Annotated in this window: 24 protein-coding genes; 15 read left to right on the plus strand and 9 right to left on the minus strand. The window is 64.6% G+C overall.

Features of this window, described 5'->3' with window-relative positions:
- Positions 1-23: 23 nt before the first annotated feature.
- On the plus strand, positions 24-551 hold the full coding sequence (locus tag P6U28_RS11110; protein ID WP_122403591.1) for a sigma-70 family RNA polymerase sigma factor: 528 nt from the start codon (positions 24-26) through the stop codon (positions 549-551).
- Complete coding sequence (locus P6U28_RS11115) at positions 548-1,321, plus strand: anti-sigma factor (RefSeq protein ID WP_122403590.1); 774 nt, start codon at positions 548-550, stop codon at positions 1,319-1,321. Before P6U28_RS11110 ends, P6U28_RS11115 begins: the two co-directional genes overlap by 4 nt.
- 348 nt (positions 1,322-1,669) lie before the next feature.
- On the opposite strand, the gene P6U28_RS11120 is transcribed toward P6U28_RS11115, so the two are convergent.
- The 3 genes from P6U28_RS11120 to P6U28_RS11130 all read right to left on the minus strand — a co-directional run bounded on the left by P6U28_RS11120 (position 1,670) and on the right by P6U28_RS11130 (position 6,640).
- Positions 1,670-3,019 (minus strand): IS701 family transposase, encoded by a 1,350-nt coding sequence (locus tag P6U28_RS11120; protein ID WP_122400733.1) that lies wholly within the window; start codon positions 3,017-3,019, stop codon positions 1,670-1,672.
- Between the two features lie 61 nt (positions 3,020-3,080).
- Positions 3,081-4,586, minus strand: a complete 1,506-nt coding sequence (locus P6U28_RS11125; protein WP_122403589.1) for a replicative DNA helicase — start codon at positions 4,584-4,586, stop codon at positions 3,081-3,083.
- Positions 4,587-5,389: 803 nt separating this feature from the next.
- Positions 5,390-6,640 (minus strand): cyclopropane-fatty-acyl-phospholipid synthase family protein, encoded by a 1,251-nt coding sequence (locus tag P6U28_RS11130; RefSeq protein WP_162500309.1) that lies wholly within the window; start codon positions 6,638-6,640, stop codon positions 5,390-5,392.
- A gap of 278 nt (positions 6,641-6,918) precedes the next feature.
- On the opposite strand from P6U28_RS11130, the gene P6U28_RS11135 reads away from it, so the two are divergent.
- The 3 genes from P6U28_RS11135 to P6U28_RS11145 all read left to right on the plus strand — a co-directional run bounded on the left by P6U28_RS11135 (position 6,919) and on the right by P6U28_RS11145 (position 9,061).
- On the plus strand, positions 6,919-7,875 hold the full coding sequence (locus P6U28_RS11135) for a hypothetical protein (RefSeq protein ID WP_162500308.1): 957 nt from the start codon (positions 6,919-6,921) through the stop codon (positions 7,873-7,875).
- Positions 7,876-7,982: 107 nt separating this feature from the next.
- The gene (locus P6U28_RS11140; RefSeq protein WP_122403585.1) at positions 7,983-8,579 is read left to right on the plus strand and encodes a TetR/AcrR family transcriptional regulator; all 597 of its coding nucleotides are present in this window, start codon (positions 7,983-7,985) and stop codon (positions 8,577-8,579) included.
- A 14-nt stretch (positions 8,580-8,593) separates the two neighbouring features.
- The gene (locus P6U28_RS11145; RefSeq protein WP_122403584.1) at positions 8,594-9,061 is read left to right on the plus strand and encodes a PaaI family thioesterase; all 468 of its coding nucleotides are present in this window, start codon (positions 8,594-8,596) and stop codon (positions 9,059-9,061) included.
- Positions 9,062-9,181: 120 nt separating this feature from the next.
- On the opposite strand, the gene rplI is transcribed toward P6U28_RS11145, so the two are convergent.
- The 4 genes from rplI to rpsF all read right to left on the minus strand — a co-directional run bounded on the left by rplI (position 9,182) and on the right by rpsF (position 11,634).
- On the minus strand, positions 9,182-9,781 hold the full coding sequence (rplI, locus tag P6U28_RS11150; protein WP_122403583.1) for a 50S ribosomal protein L9: 600 nt from the start codon (positions 9,779-9,781) through the stop codon (positions 9,182-9,184).
- A 47-nt stretch (positions 9,782-9,828) separates the two neighbouring features.
- Complete coding sequence (locus tag P6U28_RS11155; protein WP_122403582.1) at positions 9,829-10,791, minus strand: DUF2232 domain-containing protein; 963 nt, start codon at positions 10,789-10,791, stop codon at positions 9,829-9,831.
- Between the two features lie 130 nt (positions 10,792-10,921).
- On the minus strand, positions 10,922-11,161 hold the full coding sequence (rpsR, locus tag P6U28_RS11160) for a 30S ribosomal protein S18 (protein ID WP_007592020.1): 240 nt from the start codon (positions 11,159-11,161) through the stop codon (positions 10,922-10,924).
- Positions 11,162-11,166: 5 nt separating this feature from the next.
- Complete coding sequence (gene rpsF, locus P6U28_RS11165) at positions 11,167-11,634, minus strand: 30S ribosomal protein S6 (RefSeq protein WP_024338128.1); 468 nt, start codon at positions 11,632-11,634, stop codon at positions 11,167-11,169.
- A gap of 344 nt (positions 11,635-11,978) precedes the next feature.
- Between rpsF and P6U28_RS11170 the strand changes: the two genes are divergently transcribed.
- From P6U28_RS11170 to gmk, 9 genes are all read left to right on the plus strand, one after another.
- Positions 11,979-12,683 carry a TetR/AcrR family transcriptional regulator C-terminal domain-containing protein gene (locus P6U28_RS11170; RefSeq protein WP_122403581.1) on the plus strand — a complete coding sequence of 235 codons (705 nt, stop codon included), beginning with the start codon at positions 11,979-11,981 and terminating at the stop codon, positions 12,681-12,683.
- Between the two features lie 3 nt (positions 12,684-12,686).
- Positions 12,687-13,712, plus strand: coding sequence for a fatty acid desaturase family protein (locus P6U28_RS11175; protein WP_122403580.1), 1,026 nt, complete (start codon positions 12,687-12,689; stop codon positions 13,710-13,712).
- Positions 13,713-13,883: 171 nt separating this feature from the next.
- Entirely contained in the window at positions 13,884-14,843 is a 960-nt protein-coding gene (fabD, locus tag P6U28_RS11180) for an ACP S-malonyltransferase (protein WP_407123053.1), read from the plus strand.
- Between the two features lie 11 nt (positions 14,844-14,854).
- A complete protein-coding gene (gene fabG / locus P6U28_RS11185; RefSeq protein WP_122403579.1) occupies positions 14,855-15,592 on the plus strand; it encodes a 3-oxoacyl-[acyl-carrier-protein] reductase in 738 nt (245 codons plus the stop codon).
- Between the two features lie 311 nt (positions 15,593-15,903).
- Positions 15,904-16,143, plus strand: a complete 240-nt coding sequence (locus P6U28_RS11190) for an acyl carrier protein (protein ID WP_008551805.1) — start codon at positions 15,904-15,906, stop codon at positions 16,141-16,143.
- Positions 16,144-16,251: 108 nt separating this feature from the next.
- Positions 16,252-17,517, plus strand: coding sequence for a beta-ketoacyl-ACP synthase II (gene fabF, locus P6U28_RS11195; protein WP_027574175.1), 1,266 nt, complete (start codon positions 16,252-16,254; stop codon positions 17,515-17,517).
- Positions 17,518-17,643: 126 nt separating this feature from the next.
- Complete coding sequence (gene mltG / locus P6U28_RS11200; protein WP_122403578.1) at positions 17,644-18,918, plus strand: endolytic transglycosylase MltG; 1,275 nt, start codon at positions 17,644-17,646, stop codon at positions 18,916-18,918.
- 113 nt (positions 18,919-19,031) lie between these two features.
- Positions 19,032-19,919 carry a YicC/YloC family endoribonuclease gene (locus tag P6U28_RS11205; RefSeq protein ID WP_122403577.1) on the plus strand — a complete coding sequence of 296 codons (888 nt, stop codon included), beginning with the start codon at positions 19,032-19,034 and terminating at the stop codon, positions 19,917-19,919.
- Between the two features lie 3 nt (positions 19,920-19,922).
- Entirely contained in the window at positions 19,923-20,582 is a 660-nt protein-coding gene (gene gmk, locus P6U28_RS11210; RefSeq protein WP_122403576.1) for a guanylate kinase, read from the plus strand.
- On the opposite strand, the gene P6U28_RS11215 is transcribed toward gmk, so the two are convergent.
- On the minus strand, positions 20,515-21,735 hold the full coding sequence (locus P6U28_RS11215; protein ID WP_174221587.1) for a hypothetical protein: 1,221 nt from the start codon (positions 21,733-21,735) through the stop codon (positions 20,515-20,517). The genes gmk and P6U28_RS11215 overlap by 68 nt on opposite strands.
- Positions 21,736-22,369: 634 nt before the next feature.
- Between P6U28_RS11215 and P6U28_RS11220 the strand changes: the two genes are divergently transcribed.
- Positions 22,370-23,368: an IS110 family transposase gene (locus P6U28_RS11220; RefSeq protein WP_122403573.1), complete on the plus strand. Its 999-nt coding sequence runs from the start codon at positions 22,370-22,372 to the stop codon at positions 23,366-23,368.
- Between the two features lie 566 nt (positions 23,369-23,934).
- Here P6U28_RS11220 and P6U28_RS11225 read toward each other — a convergent pair.
- Positions 23,935-24,636 (minus strand): Crp/Fnr family transcriptional regulator, encoded by a 702-nt coding sequence (locus P6U28_RS11225; RefSeq protein WP_122403571.1) that lies wholly within the window; start codon positions 24,634-24,636, stop codon positions 23,935-23,937.
- Between the last annotated feature and the right edge of the window lies 1 nt (position 24,637).

Below are 24,637 nucleotides of genomic sequence, written 5' to 3' on the forward strand. Positions count from 1 at the left end.
GCAAGCCGCAGGCGGAGCGCGCCATGAAAGACATGCTGCTGCAGGTCGAACCGCTGATACCCGCGCTCCGCCGCTACGCCCGCTCCCTTGTGCGCGATCGCACCAATGCCGACGACTTGGTGCAGGATTGCCTGGAGCGGGCCGTGAGCCACTGGTACCAGCGCCGCGACGGCAATGTTCGCGCCTGGCTCTTCACTATCGTCCACAACCTGGCAATCAGTCAGTTTCGTCAAACGGCGACGCGCGGCAGGCATGTTCCGATCGATGAGACCAATGAGGACGATTTCTGCGAGCCCGCCGTGCAGGAACGGAAAATGATGTGTCAGGATGTCATGAACAAGCTCGCGAGACTTCCGGAGGACCAGCGCGCCGTGCTGCTGCTTGTTGCGGTAGAGGATCTCTCTTATGCGGATGCTGCAAAGGTGCTTGATATTCCCGTGGGTACGGTGATGTCGCGGCTTTCGCGGGCCCGGGAAAGGCTCCAGCAGGAGATCGAAGGGACTGCAGGCAATATGCCGGCCAACGTCGTGTCACTACGGAGCGGGAAATGAGCCCTCGACCGATCACAGAAGATGATCTCCACGGCTATGTGGATCGTGTCCTTGAGCCGGAGCGGCAGGCGGAAGTCGCCGATTATTTGGGCGAACATCCTGATGTGGCCAAGCGTGTCGCTGCCTTGACTGGCCAGCGGGATCTGTTGCGCGCGGCGCTCGCGCCCATCGCCGAAGAACCCCTGCCGCCGGAGCTCAATTTGTCGCGAATCATCGAAAACCGCGCGCGGCCGCCTTCGATAGCCCGGTGGGCGATGGCGGCAATGTTATTGCTGAGCATCGGAGGTTTGGGCGGCTGGGCGGTACGCGGTGCGCTGGAGGTGGCGCCTGGCGGATTGGCTGCGCTCGCGCAGGAGGCCTCCGTTTCGTATAACGTCTACGCGCCGGACCGCGTCCGCCCTGTCGAGGTCCGCGCGTCCGATTCCGCTCAGCTCGTGCAATGGGTTTCTGACCGGCTACATCGGCCGGTGAAGGTTCCGGATCTGACTACGTCGGGATACCGGCTGATGGGAGGACGGCTTGTCGCCACCTCGCACGGGCCCGCTGCGATGTTCATGTATGACGATGATCGCGGCGGCCGGATTGTCGTGCTGACCCGGCCGATGAGCAATGCGGACCAAAATGCGCCCATGACGCCCCGGTCGCAGGGCGATGTCGGAGGCTTCGCCTGGGCTGATGACGGCGTGGGCTACAGCCTGGTCGGTCAGGCAGCCCCGGAAACCCTGAGGCCGATTGCAAATGAGGTTCGCAGGCAGGCACGGGCGGTTTAGACGCCGGATCGGTGACACCGATCAAGGCAGGACCTCGCCATGAGTACAACCGCGTGCAGGTTGATCTCGGAACTTCGAGTGAGGAGTCTCAACCGACGCTGCCGTTGCGTCACGATCTGGCGGAAGGGCTACTATGGGAATGAATTGAAAACTCCCGCGGCGGACAAATCCGCCCTTCCTCTTAGAACAGACATCTTGCGCCCCGCCACCATGTCGCCTTTGGGTCAAAACCGGTAATGCTATGACCAAGCAGAATTTTTCCGCTTTGCTCTCAAAATCGGACATCGGTGAGTTTATGAGTACACGCCCTAGCACTACTTTGGCAGATTGTGTTTTCGCCGCTGTTTTTCACGGATTTGCCTTCGGCAATATGGGCAATGCTGAGACGGCGGCCGAAGGATGAGATCGACGATGGCGTGACGTACGGCTGGCATGGTTGGCTGAGGCGGAGGCCCGTAGATTCTTTTTTTTCCGCCCCGCGTGTGCGAGGCGACGATGTTGCAGGAAGGCGTAGGCAATCATTGTCATCAGGGCGTGGCGATGAAGACCTTGCCATGATCGCCCTTCGAAGTGATCAAGTCCAAGTTCCTCCTTCAACTGCTGATGCGCCTGCTCACAAATCCACCGTGCCTTGATGGTGGCGGCCAGCGTGCGCAGATCCGTCGCCGCCGGAAGATTGGCCAGATAGTATTTCTTCTCCCCGGACGCACGTTGCTCGCCAATGAGCCAGGCTTCGTCGCCTGGGAGATGCTGCTGACCTTTATCCCATATCCGCTGCGGAGGGCCGTCGGCGGTCCGGACACGGACCGCAGCAAATTGGGCTTTAAGCCGACCTTTCGTCCCGCTACGCCAACTCACGGTTTTCCATTTGGCGCCGGCCAGCATTTGCTCGGCCGCAATTGATAAGATATCGGGCACGTGGTGCTTTCGTGGTTTGCCGCGGGCTTTGGTAATCGGCCAAATGAGCTTCACATCGACCGGATACACTTTCAGGTGCCGCGGGATTCCGACAGCCCAGACCAGCCCGCGCTCTGTTAGCCCTTGTCGAAACGGTGCGCTGAGGCCGTATCCTGCATCCGCCAGCACATATCCAAAGCGCACGTTGGCTGCTATCGCGCGGTCAATCTCGGCCAAAGCAATCTCCGGCTTGGACCGTGGCGTTCGATGTTCGACTGGCACGCGAGCGCGCTTCAAACGAGATTCGTCGCTTGTCCAACTGTCAGGCAGAAAGAGACGTAACGCGACCATCACGGGTACTTCGCCGCGCGCAAGCGTCAAAGACACCAGTGTTTGGCAATTTGCCGTTTTACCGAGAGCCGAGGCGTATTGAGCCGCAACACCGACCGAGCGCTCACCCTTCTTGGGAAGTGAGGTGTCATCAATAACCAGCACCGCATCCCTGCCGCCGACAAGTCGGTCCGCCTGGTTGAGCAACTCTGTCTCCAGCGGCGTCGCGTCCCAGACACCGTCCGCAATGAAATGGTGCAACTGGTCGTAGGTGCTGGTGGCAAGGCGTTCCGCCATCGGCTGAACGCTCTTACGATCGCCGGGACCGATCAATCCCGCAACATACAGAGGACACATCCGCTGCCGGGTCTTATGACCCAGTCGGTCCAAGAACGGCATCAGCCAGCGTTCGAGTTCGTCTTCCCATCCCGGCATGGTCAGCCCTCCAAGAGCCGACCACCCATGAATCATTGAAAAATTGATTCGGGAATCCTATAAAACGCGCCAAAATCAACAATCTGCCAAAGTAGTGCTAGTAGTCGCTGCGGTCCGGCAGCTGGCCGTCATGCGCGAGGTCGCCGAAGCGCGTGACCGAGGAATCGAAGTGCAGTTCGACCGTGCCGGTCGGACCGTGGCGCTGCTTGCCGATGATGACTTCGGCGCGGCCGACGGTGCGTTCCATGTCGGCCTGCCATTTGGCGTGCTCCTCGGTGCCGGGACGCGGCTCCTTCATGGCGAGGTAATATTCCTCGCGGAACACGAACAGCACGACGTCGGCGTCCTGCTCGATCGAGCCGGATTCGCGCAGGTCCGAGAGCTGCGGCCGCTTGTCATCGCGCGATTCCACCTGACGCGAGAGCTGCGACAGCGCGATCACGGGAACGTTGAGCTCCTTGGCCAGCGCTTTCAGGCTGGTGGTGATCTCCGTGATTTCCTGCACGCGGCTGTCGCTGGCGCGCTTGCCCGAGCCTGAGAGCAGCTGGATGTAGTCGATCACCAGCAGATCGAGGCCCTTCTGGCGCTTGAGGCGACGCGCGCGCGCCATCAGCTGCGCGATCGACAGACCGCCGGTGGCGTCGACATAGAACGGCAGCGACTGCAGTTCGATCGAGACCTGGCGGATCTTCTCGAAATCGGCTTCCGAGATGCCGCCGCGGCGGATGTGGGAGGAGGGGATGCCGGTGCGCTCGGCGACGATACGCGTGGCGAGCTGGTCGGCCGACATTTCGCAGGAGAAGAAGCCGATCACGCCGCCATTGGCGGCCTTCATGGTGCCGTCGGCCTGCAGTTCGGGCACGTAGGCCTGGGCGACGTTGTAGGCGATGTTGGTCGCCAGCGACGTCTTGCCCATGCCGGGACGTCCCGCGACGATGATGAGGTCGGAAGGCTGCAGCCCGCCCATCTTGGTGTCGAGGTCGCGCAGGCCCGTCGAGATGCCCGACAGCTTGCCGTCGCGCTGGAACGCCTTTGCGGCGAGATCGACCGCAACCGTCAGCGCCTGCGAGAATTTCTGAAAGCCGCCGTCATAGCGGCCGGATTCGGCGAGCTCGTAGAGGCGGCGCTCGGCGTCCTCGATCTGTGCGCGCGGCGCGAAGTCGACCGGCGCGTCATAGGCGACATTGACCATGTCCTCGCCGATGCCGATCAGGTCGCGCCGCAGCGACAGGTCGTAGATGGTGCGGCCGTAGTCTTGGGCGTTGATGATGGTGGTGGCTTCGGCCGCAAGCCGCGCCAGATACTGACCGATGGTCATGCCGCCGACATCGGTGTCGGCGGGCAGGAAGGTCTTCAGCGTGACGGGTGTCGCGATCTTGCCCATCCGGATCAGGCTGCCGGCGGTCTCGAAGATGGTCTGGTGCAGCGGCTCGAAGAAATGCTTCGCCTCCAGGAAGTCGGAGACGCGGTAGAAGGCGTCGTTGTTGACCAGGATCGCGCCCAGGAGGCTCTGTTCCGCCTCGATGTTGTGCGGCGCGCTCCGATAGGCGGGAGTTCCGGCATCGGGCGCGAGTTTGAGAACGTTCGAATCAGTCAGGGCCATGGTCGGACGTGCTTAGCAATTTTCTTGGGCGGATGCGGGGCCGGGATAAAGCGCCGCCTCAAGCCAAAGCGGAAGCAAAAGCTGGCCGCTATCAACCGCTCAGTTAAAATGGTGGATGATTGGCAGCTGCGGCACGCGCCGCGCTTGACGAGATTTTCGCGGAACCGGTGCGCGCTGGAAGCGGCCGCGCGGTCGCGCCGTGGAAAAATCCTGGACCCCATGAACCTGTCGGCTGGCGCGCAGACCTATCGAGGAGCGCGCGAAATTGACGCGCGCCGGCCGGCTTCGGCTCGGGTTCAGACCAACAGGAGGTAGACCAGCGCAACCAGGGCCGCCCCGACGCCGGTGACGATCAGGGCGTAATCGGTGCGGAGGTCGTCCTGCACGTCGAATGAGGTTTGGCTCTTTTTGCTCATGGCGGCGGTCTAAGCCAGCCCCGACCAGACTTATGTGAAGCAGATCACATCTCCCCGGATTCTTTCGGGGCTAATGCCGGAACTGGACGGCGGATCGGAGATTGTCCCATTTCCCCGCCAACAGGGACACGAGGCGAGCGATGCGGCCAGAACAGCGGCACCAGAATTGGCGAAGCGAGGCAGGCAGCCGGCTTTGGCTGTCCGGGTTGATCGCGGCCATGAAGCAGGCTGAACGCCCTGACGTGCGTCGCCAGCCGGTCGCACCCGAGGTCCTGCTGGAATTGCGGGCGCAACTGGCTTTAACCGCCTCTTTCCGCACAGCTCGGATTTCGACCCTGCGCCACTAGGACCTCTGACCAGGGACTTGGCCCAATAGGGGACTTGGCCCTATTCACCAGCCAGCTTCAGCCGGGGCTTGCTCGCGCCTTCACGCGCCCGCAGCCGGGCTTCCTCCCGCGGGATGTAGTCGCGGATCATCGGCACCACGCCCTGGCGACGGGTGAGCTGGATCTGGAAGTTCATCATGGCTTGCTTGCGGAACGTCATCTCGCAGGCCGCCAGATAGAATTCCCACATCAGGGCGAAGCGCTCGTCGTAGAGCTGCACGGCCTCCTCGCGCCGCGCCATGAAGCGCTCCCGCCACGCCTTCAACGTCTCGGCATAGTGCAGGCGCAAGATCTCGATGTCGCAGACCAAGAGGCCGGCGCGCTCGATCGCCGGCAGCACCTCCGATAGGGCGGGGATGTAGCCGCCGGGGAAGATGTATTTCGCGATCCAGGGATTGGTCGAATCCGGGCCCTGCGAACGGCCGATCGAATGCAGCAGCATGATGCCGTCCTCGCTCAGCAGTTCGGCGCAGCGCTGGAAGTAGGCCTCGTAGAACCTTGCCCCGACATGTTCGAACATGCCGACCGAAACGATCCGGTCGAACTTACCATCAATGTCGCGGTAATCCTGGAGCAGGAATCTGGCCGAGGCCGTCAGGCCCTTTTCGGCTGAGCGCGCGTTGGCGACCTGCAACTGCTCGGTCGATAGCGTGACACCGGTGACATCGGCGCCGGCGATCTCTGCGAGATAGAGCCCTAGGCCGCCCCAGCCGGAGCCGATGTCGAGCACCCGCTGGCCGTCCTTGATGAGAAGCTTCGCCGCAATGTGCCGCTTCTTGGCAAGCTGCGCGTCGTCCAGCGGCATCTCAGCCGTTTCGAAATAGGCGCAGCTATATTGCTTGTCGGCATCGAGAAAGAGCGAATAGAGCCGGCCGTCGAGATCGTAATGGTGCGCCACATTGCTACGGGCGCGCGAGCGCGGATTGAACTGCTTCAAGTGTCGGGTCAGGTAGCGCAGGTGCCACCACGGTTTTGCCCACTGCGGCAATAGGTCGGGTTGATCGAGCAGGATCGCGAGGGCATCAGCTATGGTGCCGCGTTCGACCACGAACTCGCCGTTCATATAGGCCTCGCCAAGCCCCAGTTCGGGATTGATGAGGATCTTCCGCTCCGCGTCCGCCGTGACGAAGCGCACCGCGACCGGCTCACCAGAGCCGTCGCCGACGGTAAACTTCGATCCGCTTGCGCTGGTCACCGTCATCGACCCGCGGCGGATGAATTGAGACAGGAATCTGCGCAACAAACGGTCCATCGGCACTTCCTCTCGAGCGAACCCGAAAGATGCGACTAACCCGGCCTTCACATCTGACGCCCAGGCGCCGCAGCGGTTCCTATGCGTTTGCATCTAAATGTAGCGAGGCGGTTCCAGCCGCGCTATTGCACTGTGCTCAAAGCCGATATTCAAAAACCGCTTAATCACATCCTTGCGCGTGAGCCTGCTTCCATTCGCGGCTCAATCGGTTAAAAGGTCACCCGCCGCCGCGCCGGATGCCGGCTGCATTCGCGTTAAATTCAACGGAGACAATGGGAATGTCGAGCCGAGCGCTCAGCCTCGCGACGGTGACGGTGTTGCTTCTGATCTGCTTCGGTGTAGCCGATTCCGTTCTTGCGCAGGCGACGAACCTCGAGGCCGGCAAGACCCCGTCCCAGCTTTTCGCGCAGACCTGCAATGCCTGCCACAAGAGCCCGCGCGGACTTTTGAAATCCGTGGCGCCGGGCTCGCTGCCGGGATTCCTGCGCCAGCACTACACCACGAGCTCGGACATGGCGGGCATCCTCGCCTCATATCTGGTCTCGAACGGTGCCACCGATACCCGCTACCAGGCCAAGGACGGCAAGAAGGACGGCGCCAAGGAGAAGGAAGCGAGCACCGCTCCGGGCCAGTCGCCCGAGCATCACGGCCGCCGCCAGCGCTCGCAAGAGGCCGCCAGGCCCGAGGGCGAGGGCACCGCTCCGGCCACCGAGGGCGCGCGTCAGAAGCGTGCTGCGCGGCCCGGCGAGGACGGCGCGAAGCCGGAGGGACAGGCGGCGCCCGAGCCACGCAAAGGCAAGCGGCGCGCTAAGCCCGGGACTGAGGAAGCCCCGAAGGTCGATGCTGCCGCCCCGGCTATCGAAGACAAGAGCGAGCCAAAGGCCGAGACCGTCAGGCCCGACAGCGCCAAGGCCGAGCCCGATGGCGGCAAGGCATCCGAGAAGCCCGTCGAGACCAAGCCTGATAGCGCGAAGGTCGAGCCGCGCGAGGCTCCGGCACTACCACCCGACCCCGTCCCGCAAGCGACGCCGGCTGCAGCTGCCGACGCAAAGCCTGCCGAGCCGGCGGCGCCCAAGCCGGCGGAAGAGGCTGTTTCCAAGCCCGCCGCGCCTGCGGCCAGCTCCGAACGCGCGGCCAAATCGCAGCAGGAGCAGGCATCGCCCGCCGCCGCTGCAGCCGCGCCCCCTGCGCCAGCCGAGTCATCCGGTCCGCCGGCACCGCCGATCTCGCGCTAAGCCGCCACTTCTTTTGACCGACATGCGGAGGCCGCCTTCATCGCGGCCTCCGCGTCGTATTGACCGGCAGTAGAGTAACACTCTAGAGTGATGCTCTCGGAGGCATGATGGCGAACAGCGTGCGCGACGATCTGCTGGCAGCCGGGCTGATGGTGTTCGACCGTGTCGGCTTCGAAGCCGCGACGGTCGCCGCGATCCGCGCCCGGGCGCGCGCCTCCAATGGCAGCTTCTTTCACGTCTTCGGCTCGAAGAAGGAGCTCGCCGGCGCGCTGTTTCTGGAGGTTTTGCGGCACTATCACGCCGCGGTGCTGGCCGCGCTTGATCCCGTCCCCGACGCGGAGCAGGGCATCGATCGTCTGATCCGGGCGCACCTCGACTGGGTCGTCACCAGCCGGCGCGAGGCGCGCTACCTGTTCGAGATCTCGCGCAGCGAATGGGGCGAGGACGTGCGCGACGCCCAGCGCGCACAGAATGCGCGGCTTGCCGAAGGCATTGAACGCTGGCGCGCGCCTCTGGTTGCAAGCGGCGAACTTCTGCCCATGACGCCGGTGATGTTCGTCAGCCAGCTGATCGGTCCGGCGCAGATCTTCTGCCGCGCCTACCTGTCGGGGCGCGACCGCACCGATCCGCGAATTGAGGCCGACACGCTGATCGCCTGCGCCAATCGTGCGCTGAGGCCATGCGACCGCATCAACAAGCAATGAGGAGAGACGACTGCATGCGAGTCGACGCTGATCCGGAATTCGCGCCAATTGCCGAGCGCATCCACACCAATGTCGGCCGGCAGGGTTTTATGAACCTGGTCGGCGCCGAGCTCTCGGAATTGTCGCGCGGCACCTGCACCATCGCGGTGGAGCGGCGGCCGGAGCTCTTGCAGCAGCACGGCTTCTTCCACGGCGGCGTCACCGCCTTCCTGGTCGACAATGCCACGACGATCGCAGCCGCCAGCTCGCGCGGTCAGCCGGCGCTGACGGCCGAATACAAGCTCAACCTATTGTCGCCTGCGGTCGGCGAGAAGCTGATCTGCCGCGCCAGAGTGATCAAGCCGGGCCGGCAGGTCTCGGTGGTCGCCGCCGATGTGTTCTGCGTCAGTGATGGTGTGGAGAAGCATACGGCAACCGCGCTCGCCTCGATCGCGATGTTGAGCGAGGATGTTGCCGGCAAAGCGAAAAGCCCGGCCGCCTGAGGCGACCGGGCTGATCCAACCCTCCATTGTCATTGCCGGGCTTGACCCGGCAATCCATCCTTCAACAAGAGGCCTGATGATGGATGCGCGGGGCGCGCCCACGCATGACGTGTTGTACTCTTACTTCTCTTCCGCAGCCGGCGCCGGCACGACGTCTTCGTGCTGGGCTTCCGGATCGAAGAATTCGCCTGCGGCGGCGATCGCCTCGGCGGCCGCATCGCGATCCTCGTTGCGGGTCGAGATGTCCTCGCCGCGATTGATGCGCTCGGCTTCGTCCTGGCTGCGCGCGACCGTTACGGTGATCTCGACCTCGACCTCGGGGTGAACCGCAACGGTGACCGTGTGCTTGCCGATGACCTTGATCGGTGCGTCGAGCTGCACCTGCGGGCGGTCGAGATGGACGCCGTCGGTCTCGAAGGCGAGGACGAGGTCGCGCACCGTGACCGAGCCGAATAGCTGGCCGGCTTCGGAGGCCTGGCGGATCACGATGATGTTCTTGCCCTCGATCTTCTCGGCGACCTTGGACGCTTCGCCCTTGGCCTTGAGGTTGCGAGCCTCGAGCTCGGCCTTCATGCCGTCATACTTGGCCCGGTTGTCGGCGGTGGCGCGGAGCGCCTTGCCGCGCTTGAGCAGGAAATTGCGGGCATAGCCGTCGCGAACCTTCACGACTTCGCCCATCTGGCCGAGCTTGTTGACGCGTTCCAGCAAAATGACTTCCATATTCGTTCTCCTTTTGAAGTGTTCTGCAAGTTTCAGTTTCGGGTGACTTAAGGGGTTGGCAGTGGTGGCGGCTGCCGGCTGCGCAGGAAGCGCTCGCGGAAGCCGAACACGGCATCCGCAAGGCCGAGGATCACCATCGCGATCACGGGCCATCCGAACACGACGACGACGGCGTAGGTCGAGCCGAGCCAGAACGTGCGGCTCTTCAGCGCGAGCGTGAGCGTATGCAGCACGGCGAAACCGGTCAGCGCATAGCCCATCATCAACGCGGCCGTGGCGATCTGCGCGACGATGGCGAGCAGCCCGCCAGTAAAGCAGAGGGCGAGGGCGATACAGAGCGCCACCAGTGTCATCGGCGGCAGCTCGGCCGTCATCAGATCCGGCCAGGGACGGCGCAGCCGACCTGACGTCGCGGTCACCTTGGCGCTGAGCCAGAGATTGAGAGTCAGGGTCATCATCGCGATGATGGTGGCGGCGGCTGGCGCGATGTGCACCAGCGCGTCGACGAACTGGCTGGCTTCGCCCGAGGTTTGCGGGTCGGCGGCGCGGAGCAGGCGCATCAGGCCGCGCCGCAGCGTGCCGGTGATGGTTTCGGCGTCGGTCCCGAGCGTGAGCAGAGCGGCGATCGTGGTCAGCACGGCGAAGCCTGCGATCCAGAGCAGGATACGGCCGACCGGGTACCACTCGATCTCCGGCTCGGCGGCGTCCGGCGCGACACCAGCCACCTGGCGGCCGAGCAGGACGAGATGGCCGAGCCACCAGGCCGGCAACGCGACGGTGACGGCGAAGGCGATACAGTAGGGCAGGCCGAACAGGGCGCCGAGCCCGATCGCGGCGGCAATGCCGCCGAGGCTGGCGCAAAGCGGTCCCCAGCCGATCGCGGCGACCATCAGCGGCAGCGGTGCGAGATAGAACAGGACGAGCGAGATCAGTGCGCCCGAGATGATCGAGGCGAACATCAGGGCCGACGCGGCGCCGGCGATCAGGGCTATCAGCACAAATGGCATCATCAGCTGTCCCGCTCCCTTCGAGCGGTTAGAGGCATCGTTTGCCCCAACCATCGGCGACCGGACGACCCGGAAGCCTTATGAGTTCTAGAAGTCGCGACCGGCGGCCTGGCCGCCGGTCGAAGTGGTCGTATCAGCGAATGACGTAGGGCAACAGGCCCAGGAAGCGCGCACGCTTGATGGCGCGGGCGAGCTCACGCTGCTTCTTCGCGGACACCGCGGTGATGCGGCTCGGCACGATCTTGCCGCGCTCGGAGACGTAACGCATCAGCAGCTTGGAGTCCTTGTAGTCGATCTTCGGAGCATTGGCGCCCGTGAACGGGCAGCTCTTGCGACGACGGAAAAACGGGCGGCGTGCACCAGCTTCAGCCATGATTCTTACTCCCCATCCGTGGTTTCAGCTTCGTCACGCGGGCGGCGCGGGCCGCGATCGCCGCGGAACCCCCCCTCACGGTCGCCACGGAAGCCGCCTTCGCGCTCACCGCGGAAGCCGCCGCCACGATCGTCACGCTCGCGGTCGCGATCGGCCTTGCGCATCATCGCGGACGGGCCTTCCTCGAGCTCCTCGACGCGGACGCTGAGATAGCGGATCACGTCCTCGCTGATGCGCTCCTGGCGCTCGATCTCGGCGATCGCCGCGGACGGCGCATCGATGTTGAGCAGCACGAAGTGCGCCTTGCGGTTCTTGTTCATGCGGTAGGTGAGGGAGCGCACGCCCCAATTCTCGGTCTTGGTGACCTTGCCGCCGAGACCTTCGACGATGCCGGTCATCTGCGCAGTCAGCTCTTCGACCTGCTGCGGGCTCGCGTCCTGACGCGCGAGAAAAACATGCTCGTAAAGAGGCATGGACGTCCTTTCCTCATGTTGGCGCATCGCCCGGCGTCAAACCCTTAAGAGACCTTCGGAAAGGACTCTGGGATCAAGCTCAGAAGGCGGAAACACGGGACGACGGGCCGACTGGCCCTGCCACACCAAAATCACGAATGATTTGCTGAGACCGTCCGTTCAGCTCCCGGCCGGGGTCTGCGGATGCGCGCCTTATACGGATTTTGGCCGGCTTTGCAAGGTTGGCGGGACATTTTCGATCCGGATCGTCCCGTCGCGGCGAGGTCAGGCCCATCCTCCCATACCACATCCGGCTTGATCTATTTGTTTGTATGTCATACAAATAAGTCAACGAAGAGGATCCCATGGCGGAAACGTCGGCCTTTGCACCGCTCGAGGCGGCAGGCGATCCCAAGCACGCTGCGCGCGCGACGCGGTCGGCCGGCCGCAAGATGCGGTCGTTGCTCTTGGATGCTGCGAGCCCGCTGTTTCGGGAGCGCGGGCTGTCCGGCACGTCGATCACCGACATCGCAGCCGCCGCGGACGCGTTCCCGAGCCAGATTACCTATTACTTCCGCACCAAGGAGGCGCTGTTCGTCGAATGCGCCTGCCGCGATCTCTTGTACCTGGCGCGCGCCACCGAGCAGGCGGCGCTGAAGGCGCGCACGCCCCGGGAATACACCCACGCGCTGGCCGCGACCGTGACGGCGGGCGATTCGGTCGCCTTCTTCGCCGAAGCGCTGGCATTGACGCGTCGCCGCCAGGATCTCGCACCGCTGGTCGAGCGTACCATCGAGCGCCTGCACAGCGAAGGCGCGCGCGCCTATGCGGGCCAGGTCGAGCGGCACGGCTGGCGCTCGCTGCGCGCGCCCGACGAAAGCTCGCGGCGCTTCTGGGCCGTCGCCATCGGCGTCATTCTCGAAGGCTACGCGATGGGCCGTTCGCCCGAGGAGCTCTGCGCCGAGATGCTGCGCGTGCTGGGCGAGCAGGCGAAATCCACGGGCGACGCAGGGCGCCTGCGTCTCGTCGAGGAGCGCAACGCATCCAGCAATTCGAATGGAGAGGGTTAGGCCATGACCGCGCTTCGCATGCGTGCCCGCGATTTCCTGACCGATGATCAATTGGCCGAGGTGCGCCAGCGCGCGACGTGGAAAGGCGCTGCGCTGATCGCGCACGCCTGGGCGCTGATCATCGGTGCCGTCGCATTGGTCGCATGGTGGCCGAATCCGGTGACCTACGTTCTCGCCGTCGCCATCATCGGCTCGCGCCAGCTTGGCCTTGCGATCCTGATGCATGACGGCGCCCATGGCTGCCTGTCCGCCGACGAGAGAACCAACCTGACCTTGAGCCAGTGGTTCTGCGCCTATCCGCTGTTTGCGGAGACGCGCAGCTACCGGCGCTATCACCTTCAGCATCATGCGCGCACCCAGCAGGAGGACGATCCCGATCTCGTGCTGTCGGCGCCGTTTCCGATCACCAAGTTGAGCTACCGCCGCAAGTTCATTCGCGATATCACCGGGCAGACCGGCTATCAGCAGCGCAAGGCGCAGTTGCTCAACGCGCTCGGGCCAAAGGACTGGTCATGGCGGCAGCGTGCGGCGCATTTCTGGCAGATGCTTGGCCCGCAATGTGCGGTCAACGCGATCATGTTTGCGGCGCTCGCTGGGGCCGGTGTGTGGTGGGCCTATCCGCTGCTCTGGCTGGTGCCGCTGCTGACCTGGATGATGGTCATCACCCGCATCCGCAACATCGCCGAGCACGCCGTCGTTCCTGATAGCAATGACCCTTTGCGCAACACCCGCACCACGCATGCCAATTTTCTCGAGCGCCTGTTCATCGCGCCGTACTACGTGAATTACCACCTTGAGCATCATCTCTTGTTCTATGTGCCCTGTTACAATCTGCCGAAGGTGCATCGTCTGCTGAGCGCGAGCCGGTACGCCGGCCGGATGGAAGTGCAGCCGAATTACGCGGCGGTGCTGCGGCTGGCGACGGCAAGGCCGAACCGCGAGGATCGGCCGGGGCAACTTGTCAACAGTGCGCGCCGCGCGCGGGCCGGGGCGGAGGTCGATGCCAACCAGACTGCCGGCGGGTTCTAAGGGCCATTCCCCGTTGAATGCTGGCCCCAGTTCCCGTCTCGGCTTGACAGTGCGGCCCCGGACGGTGTCTACGGCCCCCTTTGGAGCATGATCCGGAACCATGGCCCAAGGCCGTGCGTAATCGGCTGCCGGTTCTCGAGAGGGATCATGCCTGACAAGCAGGGAGCGCCGATGACGGCTGCATTCACATTTCCTGGGCAGGGTTCCCAGGCTGTCGGCATGGGCAAGGCTCTGGCCGACGCCTTTCCGGTGGCGCGCGCCGTGTTCGACGAGGTCGATGCTGCGCTTGGGGAGAAGCTGACGGCCATCATCTGGGACGGTCCGGCCGAAACCCTCCAACTCACCGAGAACGCCCAGCCGGCGCTGATGGCAGTGTCTATCGCCACCCTGCGCGTGCTCGAAGCCGAGGCTGGTTTTTCCGTCGGGCGAGACGCGGCCTTCGTTGCCGGCCACTCGCTTGGTGAATATTCGGCGCTGGCCGCGGCCGGCAGCCTGACGGTTTCGGATACCGCCCGTCTGCTTCGCACCCGCGGTCTCGCAATGCAAAAGGCCGTCCCGGTCGGCGCCGGCGCGATGGCCGCGCTGCTTGGTCTCGACTATGAGGCCGCCCTGGAGGTCGCCGGCGAGGCGGCGCAGGGCCAGGTCTGCCAGGCCGCCAATGACAATGGTGGCGGGCAGGTGGTGGTTTCCGGCGACAAGGCCGCGGTCGATCGCGCCGTCGAGATTGCCAAAGCCAAGGGCGCCAAACGCGCGATGCTGCTGCCGGTGTCCGCGCCGTTCCATTGCAAGCTGATGCAGCCCGCCGCCGACGCCATGGCGGAGGCGCTCTCGAAGGTCACGATCAAGGCGCCGGCGGCGCCGCTGGTATCCAACGTGCTGGCGAGCGCCATCACCGATCCCGACGAGATCCGCCGCCGCCTGGTCGAGCAGGTCACCGGCACTGTTCGCTGGCGCGAGTCGGTCGCCTACATGGCCGGGCAGGGCGTCACCCGCTTCTTCGAGATCGGCGCCGGAAAGGTGCTGACCGGTCTCGTCAAGCGCATTGGGGACGGTGCCGTCGGCGTTGCGGTCGGCAGTCCGAACGATATTGCCGCCGCCAAGGATGCATTGGCCGCCGTGAAGCAGGCGTAAAGGAGTCATCAATGTTCGATCTGACTGGCCGAAAGGCGCTCGTCACCGGCGCGACCGGCGGCATCGGCGGCGCGATCGCGCAGGCGCTGCACGCGCAGGGCGCCACCGTCGCGATATCGGGGACGCGGAAGGAGGTGCTGGACGAGCTTGCGGGCAAGCTCGGCGAACGCACCCATGTGCTGCCATGCAATCTTTCCAAGACCGATGAGGTCGAGGCCCTGGTGCCGGCTGCGGAAGCAGCGATGGGCCAGGTCGACATTCTCATCGCCAATGCCGGCATCACGCGCGACAACCTCTTCGTGCAACTCCGTGACGAGGACTGGGACGAGGTCATCAACGTCAATCTGACCGCGACCTTCCGCCTGGCGCGCGCCGCGACCAAGCTGATGATGCGCAAGCGCTTCGGCCGCATCATCGCCATCACTTCTGTGGTCGGCGTCACCGGCAATCCGGGGCAGGGCAATTATACTGCATCGAAGGCAGGCCTGATCGGCATGATCAAGACGCTCGGCGCCGAATACGCCAAGCGTGGCGTCACCGCGAACTGCATCGCGCCCGGCTTCATCAAGACGCCGATGACGGATGCGCTCAACGACAAGCAGCGCGAAACGATTCTGACCAAGGTTCCGGCCGCCCGCCTGGGGACGCCCGAGGACATCGCGGCGGCCGCCGTCTACCTGAGCTCGAACGAAGCATCCTACGTCACCGGGCAGACCATCCACGTCAACGGCGGCATGGCCATGATCTGACGTCTCGAGCCGCGCCGCCTGTCAGGGCGGTGCGGCATGCGGCAAACGGCCGTTTCCGGAGCGAAATGAGGCTTGTAGTCAAGGCAATTGAAGTATGATAACCGGACCTTCAACGGATGGGCAAAGAACGCCATTGCAGGTTTTTGAAACCCTGTATATTGGCGATGCGGAGCCTTTGGCCGTCGTTCGCCGGGGCCGCATCTGTTAGGATGGGCCAAATCAAAGTTCGTAAGCGAAGGCAGTCAAACGACCACGACGGCTCGTATCGTCCCGGGGGGTCGGGTCTACAGGGAACAACACGAGGTTAAGCAATGAGTGACATTGGCGAACGGGTTAAGAAGATCGTGGTCGAACACCTTGGTGTTGAACCCGAGAAGGTTGTCGACAACGCGAGCTTCATCGACGACCTCGGCGCCGACAGTCTGGACACCGTCGAGCTGGTGATGGCGTTCGAAGAGGAATTCGGTTGCGAGATTCCGGACGACGCCGCGGAAACGATTCTCACCGTCGGCGACGCCACGAAGTTTCTCGAGAAGAACGCGAAGAGCTAAGGCTCTTCATTTTCGCGGGGACAACATTGAAACCGGACGGGCCGCTTCGCAGCGGTCAGCCGGTTTCTTGTTATTGGCCGTGAATCTTTCGATGCGGAGTTTTCGGATATGAGGCGGGTCGTCGTCACGGGTCTCGGCATGGTCTCGCCACTCGGCTGTGGCGTCGAGCCGACCTGGAAGCGCATCCTTAACGGCGAAAGCGGCGCGCGCAGGATCGAGAGCTTCGATGTCTCCGATCTTCAGACCAAGATCGCCTGCACGGTCGTACGCGGCGACGGGTCGAACGACAGCTTCAATCCCGACAAGTGGATGGAGCCGAAGGACCAGCGCAAGGTCGACGACTTCATCATCTTCGGCATGGCCGCGGCCGGCCAGGCGCTCGACGATGCCAACTGGCATCCCGAGACCGAAGAGGACAAGTGTGCGACCGGCACCATGATTGGGTCCGGCATCGGCGGCCTCAACGGCATCGCCGATACCGCGATCCTCTTGAAGGAGCGTGGGCCGCGCCGGGTGTCGCCGTTCTTCATTCCAGGCCGCCTGATCAATCTCGCCTCCGGCTACGTCTCGATCGCGCACGGGCTGAAGGGGCCGAACCATTCGGTGGTCACGGCCTGCTCGACCGGCGCGCACGCGGTCGGCGATGCCGCCCGCCTGATCGCACTCGGCGATGCCGACGTGATGGTCGCAGGCGGCGCCGAGTCGCCGATCAGCCGCATCGGCATTGCCGGCTTCAATGCCGCGCGTGCGCTCTCGACCGGTTTCAACGAGACGCCCGAGAAGGCCTCGCGTCCCTATGACAAGGACCGCGACGGCTTCGTGATGGGCGAGGGCGCCGGTGTCCTCGTGCTGGAAGAGCTCGAGCACGCCAGGCGCCGCGGCGCCAGGATCTATGCCGAGGTGATCGGCTACGGCCTCTCCGGCGATGCCTACCACATCACCTCGCCGTCGCCGGACGGCGATGGCGGCTTCCGCAGCATGTCGGCGGCGCTCAAGCGTGCCGGCCTGACGCCGTCCGATCTCGACTACATCAACGCGCACGGCACCTCGACACCGCTCGGCGACGAGATCGAGCTCGGTGCCGTCGAGCGCCTGCTCGGCAATGCCGCCTCGAAGGTTGCGATGTCCTCGACCAAGTCGTCGACCGGCCATCTCCTCGGCGCGGCCGGCGCGATCGAGGCGATCTTCGCCATTCTCGCGATTCGCGATAATGTCGTGCCGCCGACGATCAATCTCGACAATCCCTCGGTCGAGACCGCGATCGATCTCGTGCCGCACAAGGCGAAGCAGCGTGAGGTCAACGTCGCGTTGTCGAACTCTTTTGGTTTTGGCGGTACCAATGCGTCGGTGATCGTCCGGCGCCTGGCCAGTTAGTTTGCGTTTGAGACGAATCCACCGTTTTGCCGTATTCGGCGATAGTCATGGACGTGGGCGCGTGCATTTTGGCACGGCAAGCGATTGTCGGGCCGCGATTGAACCGGCAGGATTCAGGTTGTCTCAATGAGTGAAAGGCCGCCCATTTCACCCCGGAGTCCGCGGGCCGCGCTCGAGCCCGAGCAGCTCCCGCCGCCGCCCAAGCGGTCGGACCGCGCGCGCAACCCGCTCGTGATCGTCGGCAATGCCATCATCACCCTTGTGCTGATCACCATGCTCGGCGCCGGCGGCATCTATTATTACGGCCGGCAGGTGCTCGAGGCGCCTGGACCGCTGAAAGAGGACAAGATCGTCAACATCCCGCAGCGTGCGGGCAAGCGCGATATCGCCGAGACGCTGAACCGGGAAGGCGTGACCGACGTCAATCCCTGGGTGTTCATCGCCAGCGTCGCCGCGTTGAAGGCGAGCTCGGACCTCAAGCCGGGTGAGTATTCGTTCCAGAGGAACGCGTCGCTGCGCGACGTGATCGCCACGATCGTCGAGGGCAAGGTGGTGCAGCATGCCGTCACGATTCCGGAGGGCCTGACCTCCGAGCAGATCGTGGCGCGGCTGACCGACAACGACATCTTCACCGGCAGCGTGCGCGAGCTGCCGCGCGAAGGTACGTTGTTGCCGGAGACCTACAAATTCCCGCGCGGCACCCCGCGCGAGCAGGTGATCCAGCGCATGCAGCAGGCACATAAGCGTGTGCTTGCCGAGATCTGGGAGCGCCGCAATCAGGACGTTCCGGTCAAGACGCCGGAGCAGCTGGTCACGTTGGCGTCCATCATCGAGAAGGAAACCGGCAAGCCCGATGAGCGCAGCCGCGTCGCCGCGGTGTTCGTCAATCGCCTGAAGCAGAGGATCAAGCTGCAGTCCGATCCCACGATCATCTACGGGCTCGTCGGCGGCAAGGGGACGCTGGGCCGGCCGATCAAGCGCAGCGAGATCACGCAGCCCTCGCCCTACAACACCTATGTGATCGAGGGCCTGCCGCCGGGTCCGATCTCCAATCCGGGCCGCGCTTCGCTGGAAGCCGCCGCCAACCCGGCCCGCACCCGCGACCTCTATTTCGTCGCGGACGGCACCGGCGGGCACGCCTTCACCGAGACCTACGACGCGCACCAGAAGAACGTCGCCAAGCTGCGCGCAATGGAAAAGCAGATCCAGAACGACACGGTCGAGCCGGCCGAGGACGCGCAGCCGCCGGCCGCCGCCGCTCCCGGACCTGCCGACACACCGACTGCGACAACGCCGGCGCGGCCCAATCAGCAGAAGAAGCCGCCTGCGGCGCGCCCGGCCAATCCCGCACCGGCCCGGCAGGGCGCGGTCCAATCCTCGCCGCCGGTGGTCCAGCGCTAGGCTCGCGGACCTTGCCTGCGGACATTGCGGATTCCACTTTCCGGCAAAATAGTCTTAAGATTCGCGTGGCTTGATGGCCTCGCGAATCCCGAGTTCCTGGAGAATCTGAACTGATGGCGCTGTCGTCCATGACCGGCTTTGCCCGAAGCCACGGCGCGAGCGGGCCGTACACCTTCGAATGGGAATTGAAGTCGGTCAACGCCAAGGGCTTTGACTTGCGGGTGCGGCTGCCGCAGGGGTTCGACGAGCTCGAGGCTCATGCCAAGAAGCGCGCCGGCGAGCTGCTCTCGCGCGGCACCGTCTACGCCAATCTCAACGTCAAGCGCACCAACGCTGCCGCCACGGTGCGCGTCAACGAGGACGTCCTCAACGCGGTCCTGAAGGCCGCCGCGCTGATTTCCGGCAAGGTCGACGCGGTGGCGCCGAGCATCGACGGCCTGCTCGCCATCAAGGGCGTCGTCGAGGTCGCCGAGCCCGAGGGTGACGAGGAAGAGGACAAGGCCGCGCGTGCCGCTGCAGCCGACGCCTTCGATAAGGCGCTCGCCGACCTCGTCGCGATGCGCAAGCGCGAGGGCACGTCGCTGGGGCAGATTCTGATCCAGCGCGTCGACGAGATCGAGCAGCTGGCCAAGAAGGCCGAGGCCGCGCCCGGCCGCAAGCCGGAGGTGATCAAGGCCAAGCTCGCTGAGCAGATCGCTACGCTGCTCGACACCACCGATCGTTTCGATTCCGATCGCCTGATGCAGGAGGCGATCCTGATCGCGACCAAGGCCGACATCCGCGAGGAGCTCGACCGCATTGCCTCGCACATCGCGCAGGCGCGCGAGTTGATCGGCAAGGGCGGCCCGATCGGGCGCAAGCTCGACTTCCTGGCGCAGGAGTTTCATCGCGAGGTCAACACCTGCTGCTCGAAGTCGAACGACATCGAGCTGACCAACACCGGGCTGGCCATGAAGAACGTGGTCGAGCAATTCCGCGAGCAGGTCCAGAATCTGGAGTGATCGATGGCGACGGGCGGTCACGGAACTGACGGTGTCGAGCGGCGCGGATTGATGTTCGTGCTGTCTTCGCCGTCGGGCGCGGGCAAGACGACGCTGTCGCGTCTCCTGATGGAGCGGACGCCCGGCTTGAAAATGTCGGTCTCGGCGACGACGCGGCCGATGCGTCCCGGTGAGGTCAACGGCAAGGATTATTCGTTCGTCGACAAGGCGACGTTCGACGCGATGGCGAAGGCCGGCGAGCTCCTGGAATGGGCGACGGTATTCGACAATAGTTACGGCACGCCGCGCGGCCCCGTCGAGGCGGCGCTGTCGGCGGGACAGGACGTGCTGTTCGACATCGACTGGCAGGGCACTCAGCAGCTGCGCGAGAAGGCGCGTGCCGACGTCGTCAGCGTCTTCATCCTGCCACCCTCGGCGGCCGATCTCGAGAAGCGCCTGCACTCGCGCGCGCAGGATTCCGACGAGGTGATCCGCAAGCGCATGAGCCGCGCCAGCCACGAGATGAGCCACTGGGCCGAGTACGACTACATCGTCATCAACCGCGACGTCGACGAGGCCTTCGCCGAGGTGCAGTCGATCCTGAAGGCCGAACGCCTCAAGCGCGAGCGGCGGATTGGCCTCGTAGGCTTCGTGCGAAGTTTGCAAGGTCAGCTTCAAGGTTAGGCCGCGACAGGCGCGGCCCTTCCTTCGCCAGCTGCTCCAGCATCGACGTGATAGCGTCGATGTCGACGGCATCGGCATCACGGCCTGCCGGCGCGTCATCGTGATCCTTGCTGATTTCCTTGGCGGCGCGTTGGGGCGCAGTGGCGACGGTCTCGAATTTCTTCTCGACCAGCTTGATCTCGACATTGCCGCTTCTGGCCTCGACAGGTTCAGTTGCCGGAGCGGCGGCACGCCGCCCGCGCGCATCGATCAACTCGAGCTCGCGACCGATCGCTGCAAGTTTCGTCACGTGTCTCGTCGGTTGCGGGCGCGCCGCATCGAAGTCGACGGGGCGCGGCGGCTGAGCGACGGCCGGCTGTGAAGCGAGCCAGGGCGCATGGCTTCCGTCCTGATGCTGCGCCTCCCAATCTGCCCAATGTGCGTGACGGCCGGCCGAGTGGAGGCGGACGCGCGCACCGGCGAAGCGGTAGATGAGGCTGGCCAGGATTCCGGCAAGCGCCAGCGCGCCGCCGATCACGAGCAGCAGCATCTGGAGCGAGCCGGTCGGCTTGTCGGTCGTGTTGTCTGCAGCAGCGAGCGGGGACGGGGATTTCGACGGCTTTGCGCTCGGCTGCGCGGCTGCCGCGACAACGGTCGGTGCCGGCGGTGGCGCCGGCGGAGCGGACGCTGTGGAGACATCAGGCCAGGGCGCGGCGCCGGCGGGTTGCTGCGCGCTGCCATCAGCGGCCTGATCCGCGGATTGCTGTACCGGTGTCGCGGCGGCTCCTTGCGCGACGGCATTCGGCGTTTTGGGGTCGGCGCCATTCCGCGGCGTCAGATATTCGGCGCGCGCGTCCTGCACCGGATGCTGCTGCGGCGCCGGCGCATCTGCGGTCGGTGTATCGCTCGTGGTCTGCGTGGTCTGCGCGGTCCTCGCGCTGTCCTTGTCGCCGGCGGCGCGCAGATACCAGCATTTGCGCTTGGTGGTGCGGTCGAGGCGATAGTACCAGTGCTGGCCCTGCGGCGCGGCATCCTTCGGTGAAGCCAGGCAGTCGGGGGCCGCGTTGGCCGTGCTCGATGCGGTTGGCGCGTTCTGCGATACCGCGGCCAATGGCGCGCCGGCAATGATGCTGGCGACGAGGGTCGAAATGAACTTTGCGGCGCGGTTGCCCATCCTGGTCTCCCGGTTACGCATGACGCAACTCTCTACCAGCCCCTTCTCGTCAAAGACTTGGGTGGCAATGAGCCGCAAATCCGGAGAGGATGTGGCTTGAATCGGGCCTGCGGCGCGTTCGTTCCGCTGTGGTGAGGCGTTTTTGTCCGCGCGAAGGCTCGGTGGAGGATGAATCCCGCAGCAGCTCTGCGCATGAGAGTTCCCCTTGTTCGGCGCCAATGATCTGGCTGGGCCGCGGCCACGGCCTTGCAGTCCCGCGGCAGGTTCTGCCCGAGGCTTGCTGACTTTTGCCGCCCGTTGGATGCCAAAGGGCGCAGGGAAGGCCAGCGCCGGCTGGCACCCGCAGATCCGTGCGCTTTCCAAGAATGCACACGGGGTGGATCACAGGTCTCGCCGAACGCTTGGCCTTCCCTGCGCGGCTGGTTTTAACGGTGTCCTTCGTGCTCTTGTGTCCAGAAAATCTGCCAGAATGTGCGAACGGGCGGTTCTCGCAAAACCGCCCGTCGCTGGATCTGAGCCCGTTCGTGCTCAAAGGCCTTGAGCCTGTCGGGGAGCGAGGGACAGATCCGGTGGTCTTCCTCAACCCGAACAGTTGCATGGGCTTCGAGCCCGAACCGAGCAAGGAAGGGAGTAGATGATGGCACAAAACGACGTCCTTGTCGCTGGCATCGACGTGGCCAAGGACAAGGTGGATGTGTGCATTCGCTCATTGTCACAACGGCAGACGTTCGCGAGCAGCCCAGAAGGTCGGCGAGCGCTGATCCGCTGGCTTCGCAAGCACAAGGTCGGCAAAGCCGCCATGGAGGCTTCCGGTGGTTATGAGCGGGAGTGGGCCAAGGTGCTACGCCAGGATGGTATCGAAGGCTTGGTGGTGGATCCAAAGCGGGTGCGCAACTTCGCCAAATCGGCTGGACAGCTCGCCAAGAACGATCCGATCGATGCGGAGATGATTGCCTGGTTCGCCGAGACCTTCATTGAGGCAAGGGGGCAAGCCTACGATGCGGCACGCGAGAAGCTGGCGCAGATCGTGAGTGCGCGCCAGGCTCTGATTGACGTGCAGACGAGCTTGCGAAACAGGACGGAGCATTCCACTCCTGACGTCGTGCAGAAGATGCAAAATCGCCTGCTGAAGCGGCTCGCCGCCGAAATTGCCAAGCTGGAAGCAGCGATCGCAGCCCTGATCAAGACCACACCGCGTTTTGCCGAACTCGCCGAGATCATCGAGAGCGTACCAGGTCTTGCCGGGGGCACATCCGCCGGACTGATCGGGGCGATGCCGGAACTCGGCCAGATAGGCAACAAAGTGGCCGCGGCCCTGCTGGGTGCTGCGCCTTATGACGACGACAGCGGCAAACGTCGGGGCGTCCGTCATATCCAGGGCGGACGCCGCAAGGTCCGCAACGTCTTCTACATGGCGTCCATGGGAGCCGCGACCCGGCATAACCCCGTGCTCAAGGCCTTTTACGATCGCCTGATCGCCAAAGGCAAGGAGCCGAAGGTTGCGCTCATCGCCTGCATGCGCAAGCTGATCGTGATCCTGAACGTCATGATCGCACGCGGCGAGAAATGGGACGCCGGCCGGTACGAAGTGAGCAACTCCGCTCGGCTTCCGCCGAGCGCTTGCACGCCCTGAAGACCGGCGAGCGGACGGGGTCAAGGCCGGAAGCCGCCGGAGGCGGTGGCGCGCCAGCGCCAGCCTTGAGGCCGGCCGATCGCCGGGCTACTTCAACACAGTTGCTCCCCGGGGAGCGATGCACTATTGCCCCCGTCGCCTTGCGGATGGCTGATGCGCGTGCCCGGTCGGGCCGCCGCATCACCACAAGCCTTGACGCACAGACCCCGGGCGTCAGGACCACACGACTTCTCCGTCCCCGGACGACCCCACCGGATCATCAGGGGCTGGCGCGTGCTCACCCAAGACGACCAACGAGGCCGCTTTAACTGCGCCGTGTCGTACCGCGTCGCGTGAGACTCACGGTTGCCCGCCCTGTCACCACGCCATCCGCGCCGGCGCTGCCGCGTCCACCGCCACCCGGCCCGCATCTCGTGACGATCGCGAAGCGCCCCTTTGGCAGGGCCGGGATGCGAGGTGTATGCCATAAATCCGAAATTCGGAAAAGTAAAATATTTTTGCGAGGAGGGGCTTGACGCGGTGTTTTGCCCGACGCCTCGCGAAATCACACGCTCATGCTCCAACGCTCAGCTCAGATAATCCGGCGTAAAATCCGCAAGTCTCCGCAGCTCGTCGGGCTGGAGCAGCGCGATCTCGCTGCCCTCCCACGTGATCAGTCCACGATGCCTCAGCTCCTGAATGGTGCGATTGACGTGGACGATCGACAGTCCGCAGGCGTCAGCAACGTGCCGCTGCGTCATCGGCATCTGGAAACTGCCGTCCTTGACGAGGCCGACGACCTCCAGCCGCGCGGCGAGCTCGCAGATGAGATGCGCAAGCTTGGGCAGCGCCGCCTGTGCGCCGAGGCGCGCGATCCATTGCCGCGAGATCGCGGCATCGATCAGTGTCTCGTGCCAGAAGGCGCGGGTCAGGTGGATGGAGCCGTCGAGCAGCTGGCGCAGCTGGCTGTGCGCAACGGTGCCGACGATGGTCGGGCCTAGCCCGACGAGGTCTGCATCGATCGGCGAGATCAGCAGCGTGTGCAGGCACGGCATGTCGCCGGGAACGTGGAAGGCGAGGATCTGGCTGCGATCGCCGACGATACGGGCCTGGTAGAGGAAGCCGCTGACGACGAAGACGCAGCGTGAAGGGGCCTCGCCCTGGCGTAACACGATCTCGCCGTCCGCGACCTGGCGCAGCGTCGACGGCAAGCCTGCGATCTGCCGGCGTTCGTCCTCGGATAGGCCTTCGATCGCCTGGAGACGCGCGATGAACTTCGGATGCGGCATG

Source organism: Bradyrhizobium sp. STM 3561, from assembly GCF_045571455.1.
Classification (GTDB): Bacteria; Pseudomonadota; Alphaproteobacteria; order Rhizobiales; family Xanthobacteraceae; genus Bradyrhizobium; species Bradyrhizobium vignae.

Coding starts and splice junctions, on each gene's coding strand:
- P6U28_RS11110 (WP_122403591.1), top strand. CDS start 24: ATGAAAGACATGCTGCTGCAGGTCGAACCGCTGATACCCGCGCTCCGC.
- P6U28_RS11115 (WP_122403590.1), top strand. CDS start 548: ATGAGCCCTCGACCGATCACAGAAGATGATCTCCACGGCTATGTGGAT.
- P6U28_RS11120 (WP_122400733.1), bottom strand. CDS start 3,019: ATGATTCATGGGTGGTCGGCTCTTGGAGGGCTGACCATGCCGGGATGG.
- P6U28_RS11125 (WP_122403589.1), bottom strand. CDS start 4,586: ATGGCCCTGACTGATTCGAACGTTCTCAAACTCGCGCCCGATGCCGGA.
- P6U28_RS11130 (WP_162500309.1), bottom strand. CDS start 6,640: ATGGACCGTTTGTTGCGCAGATTCCTGTCTCAATTCATCCGCCGCGGG.
- P6U28_RS11135 (WP_162500308.1), top strand. CDS start 6,919: ATGTCGAGCCGAGCGCTCAGCCTCGCGACGGTGACGGTGTTGCTTCTG.
- P6U28_RS11140 (WP_122403585.1), top strand. CDS start 7,983: ATGGCGAACAGCGTGCGCGACGATCTGCTGGCAGCCGGGCTGATGGTG.
- P6U28_RS11145 (WP_122403584.1), top strand. CDS start 8,594: ATGCGAGTCGACGCTGATCCGGAATTCGCGCCAATTGCCGAGCGCATC.
- rplI (WP_122403583.1), bottom strand. CDS start 9,781: ATGGAAGTCATTTTGCTGGAACGCGTCAACAAGCTCGGCCAGATGGGC.
- P6U28_RS11155 (WP_122403582.1), bottom strand. CDS start 10,791: ATGATGCCATTTGTGCTGATAGCCCTGATCGCCGGCGCCGCGTCGGCC.
- rpsR (WP_007592020.1), bottom strand. CDS start 11,161: ATGGCTGAAGCTGGTGCACGCCGCCCGTTTTTCCGTCGTCGCAAGAGC.
- rpsF (WP_024338128.1), bottom strand. CDS start 11,634: ATGCCTCTTTACGAGCATGTTTTTCTCGCGCGTCAGGACGCGAGCCCG.
- P6U28_RS11170 (WP_122403581.1), top strand. CDS start 11,979: ATGGCGGAAACGTCGGCCTTTGCACCGCTCGAGGCGGCAGGCGATCCC.
- P6U28_RS11175 (WP_122403580.1), top strand. CDS start 12,687: ATGACCGCGCTTCGCATGCGTGCCCGCGATTTCCTGACCGATGATCAA.
- fabD (WP_407123053.1), top strand. CDS start 13,884: ATGACGGCTGCATTCACATTTCCTGGGCAGGGTTCCCAGGCTGTCGGC.
- fabG (WP_122403579.1), top strand. CDS start 14,855: ATGTTCGATCTGACTGGCCGAAAGGCGCTCGTCACCGGCGCGACCGGC.
- P6U28_RS11190 (WP_008551805.1), top strand. CDS start 15,904: ATGAGTGACATTGGCGAACGGGTTAAGAAGATCGTGGTCGAACACCTT.
- fabF (WP_027574175.1), top strand. CDS start 16,252: ATGAGGCGGGTCGTCGTCACGGGTCTCGGCATGGTCTCGCCACTCGGC.
- mltG (WP_122403578.1), top strand. CDS start 17,644: ATGAGTGAAAGGCCGCCCATTTCACCCCGGAGTCCGCGGGCCGCGCTC.
- P6U28_RS11205 (WP_122403577.1), top strand. CDS start 19,032: ATGGCGCTGTCGTCCATGACCGGCTTTGCCCGAAGCCACGGCGCGAGC.
- gmk (WP_122403576.1), top strand. CDS start 19,923: ATGGCGACGGGCGGTCACGGAACTGACGGTGTCGAGCGGCGCGGATTG.
- P6U28_RS11215 (WP_174221587.1), bottom strand. CDS start 21,735: ATGGGCAACCGCGCCGCAAAGTTCATTTCGACCCTCGTCGCCAGCATC.
- P6U28_RS11220 (WP_122403573.1), top strand. CDS start 22,370: ATGATGGCACAAAACGACGTCCTTGTCGCTGGCATCGACGTGGCCAAG.
- P6U28_RS11225 (WP_122403571.1), bottom strand. CDS start 24,636: ATGCCGCATCCGAAGTTCATCGCGCGTCTCCAGGCGATCGAAGGCCTA.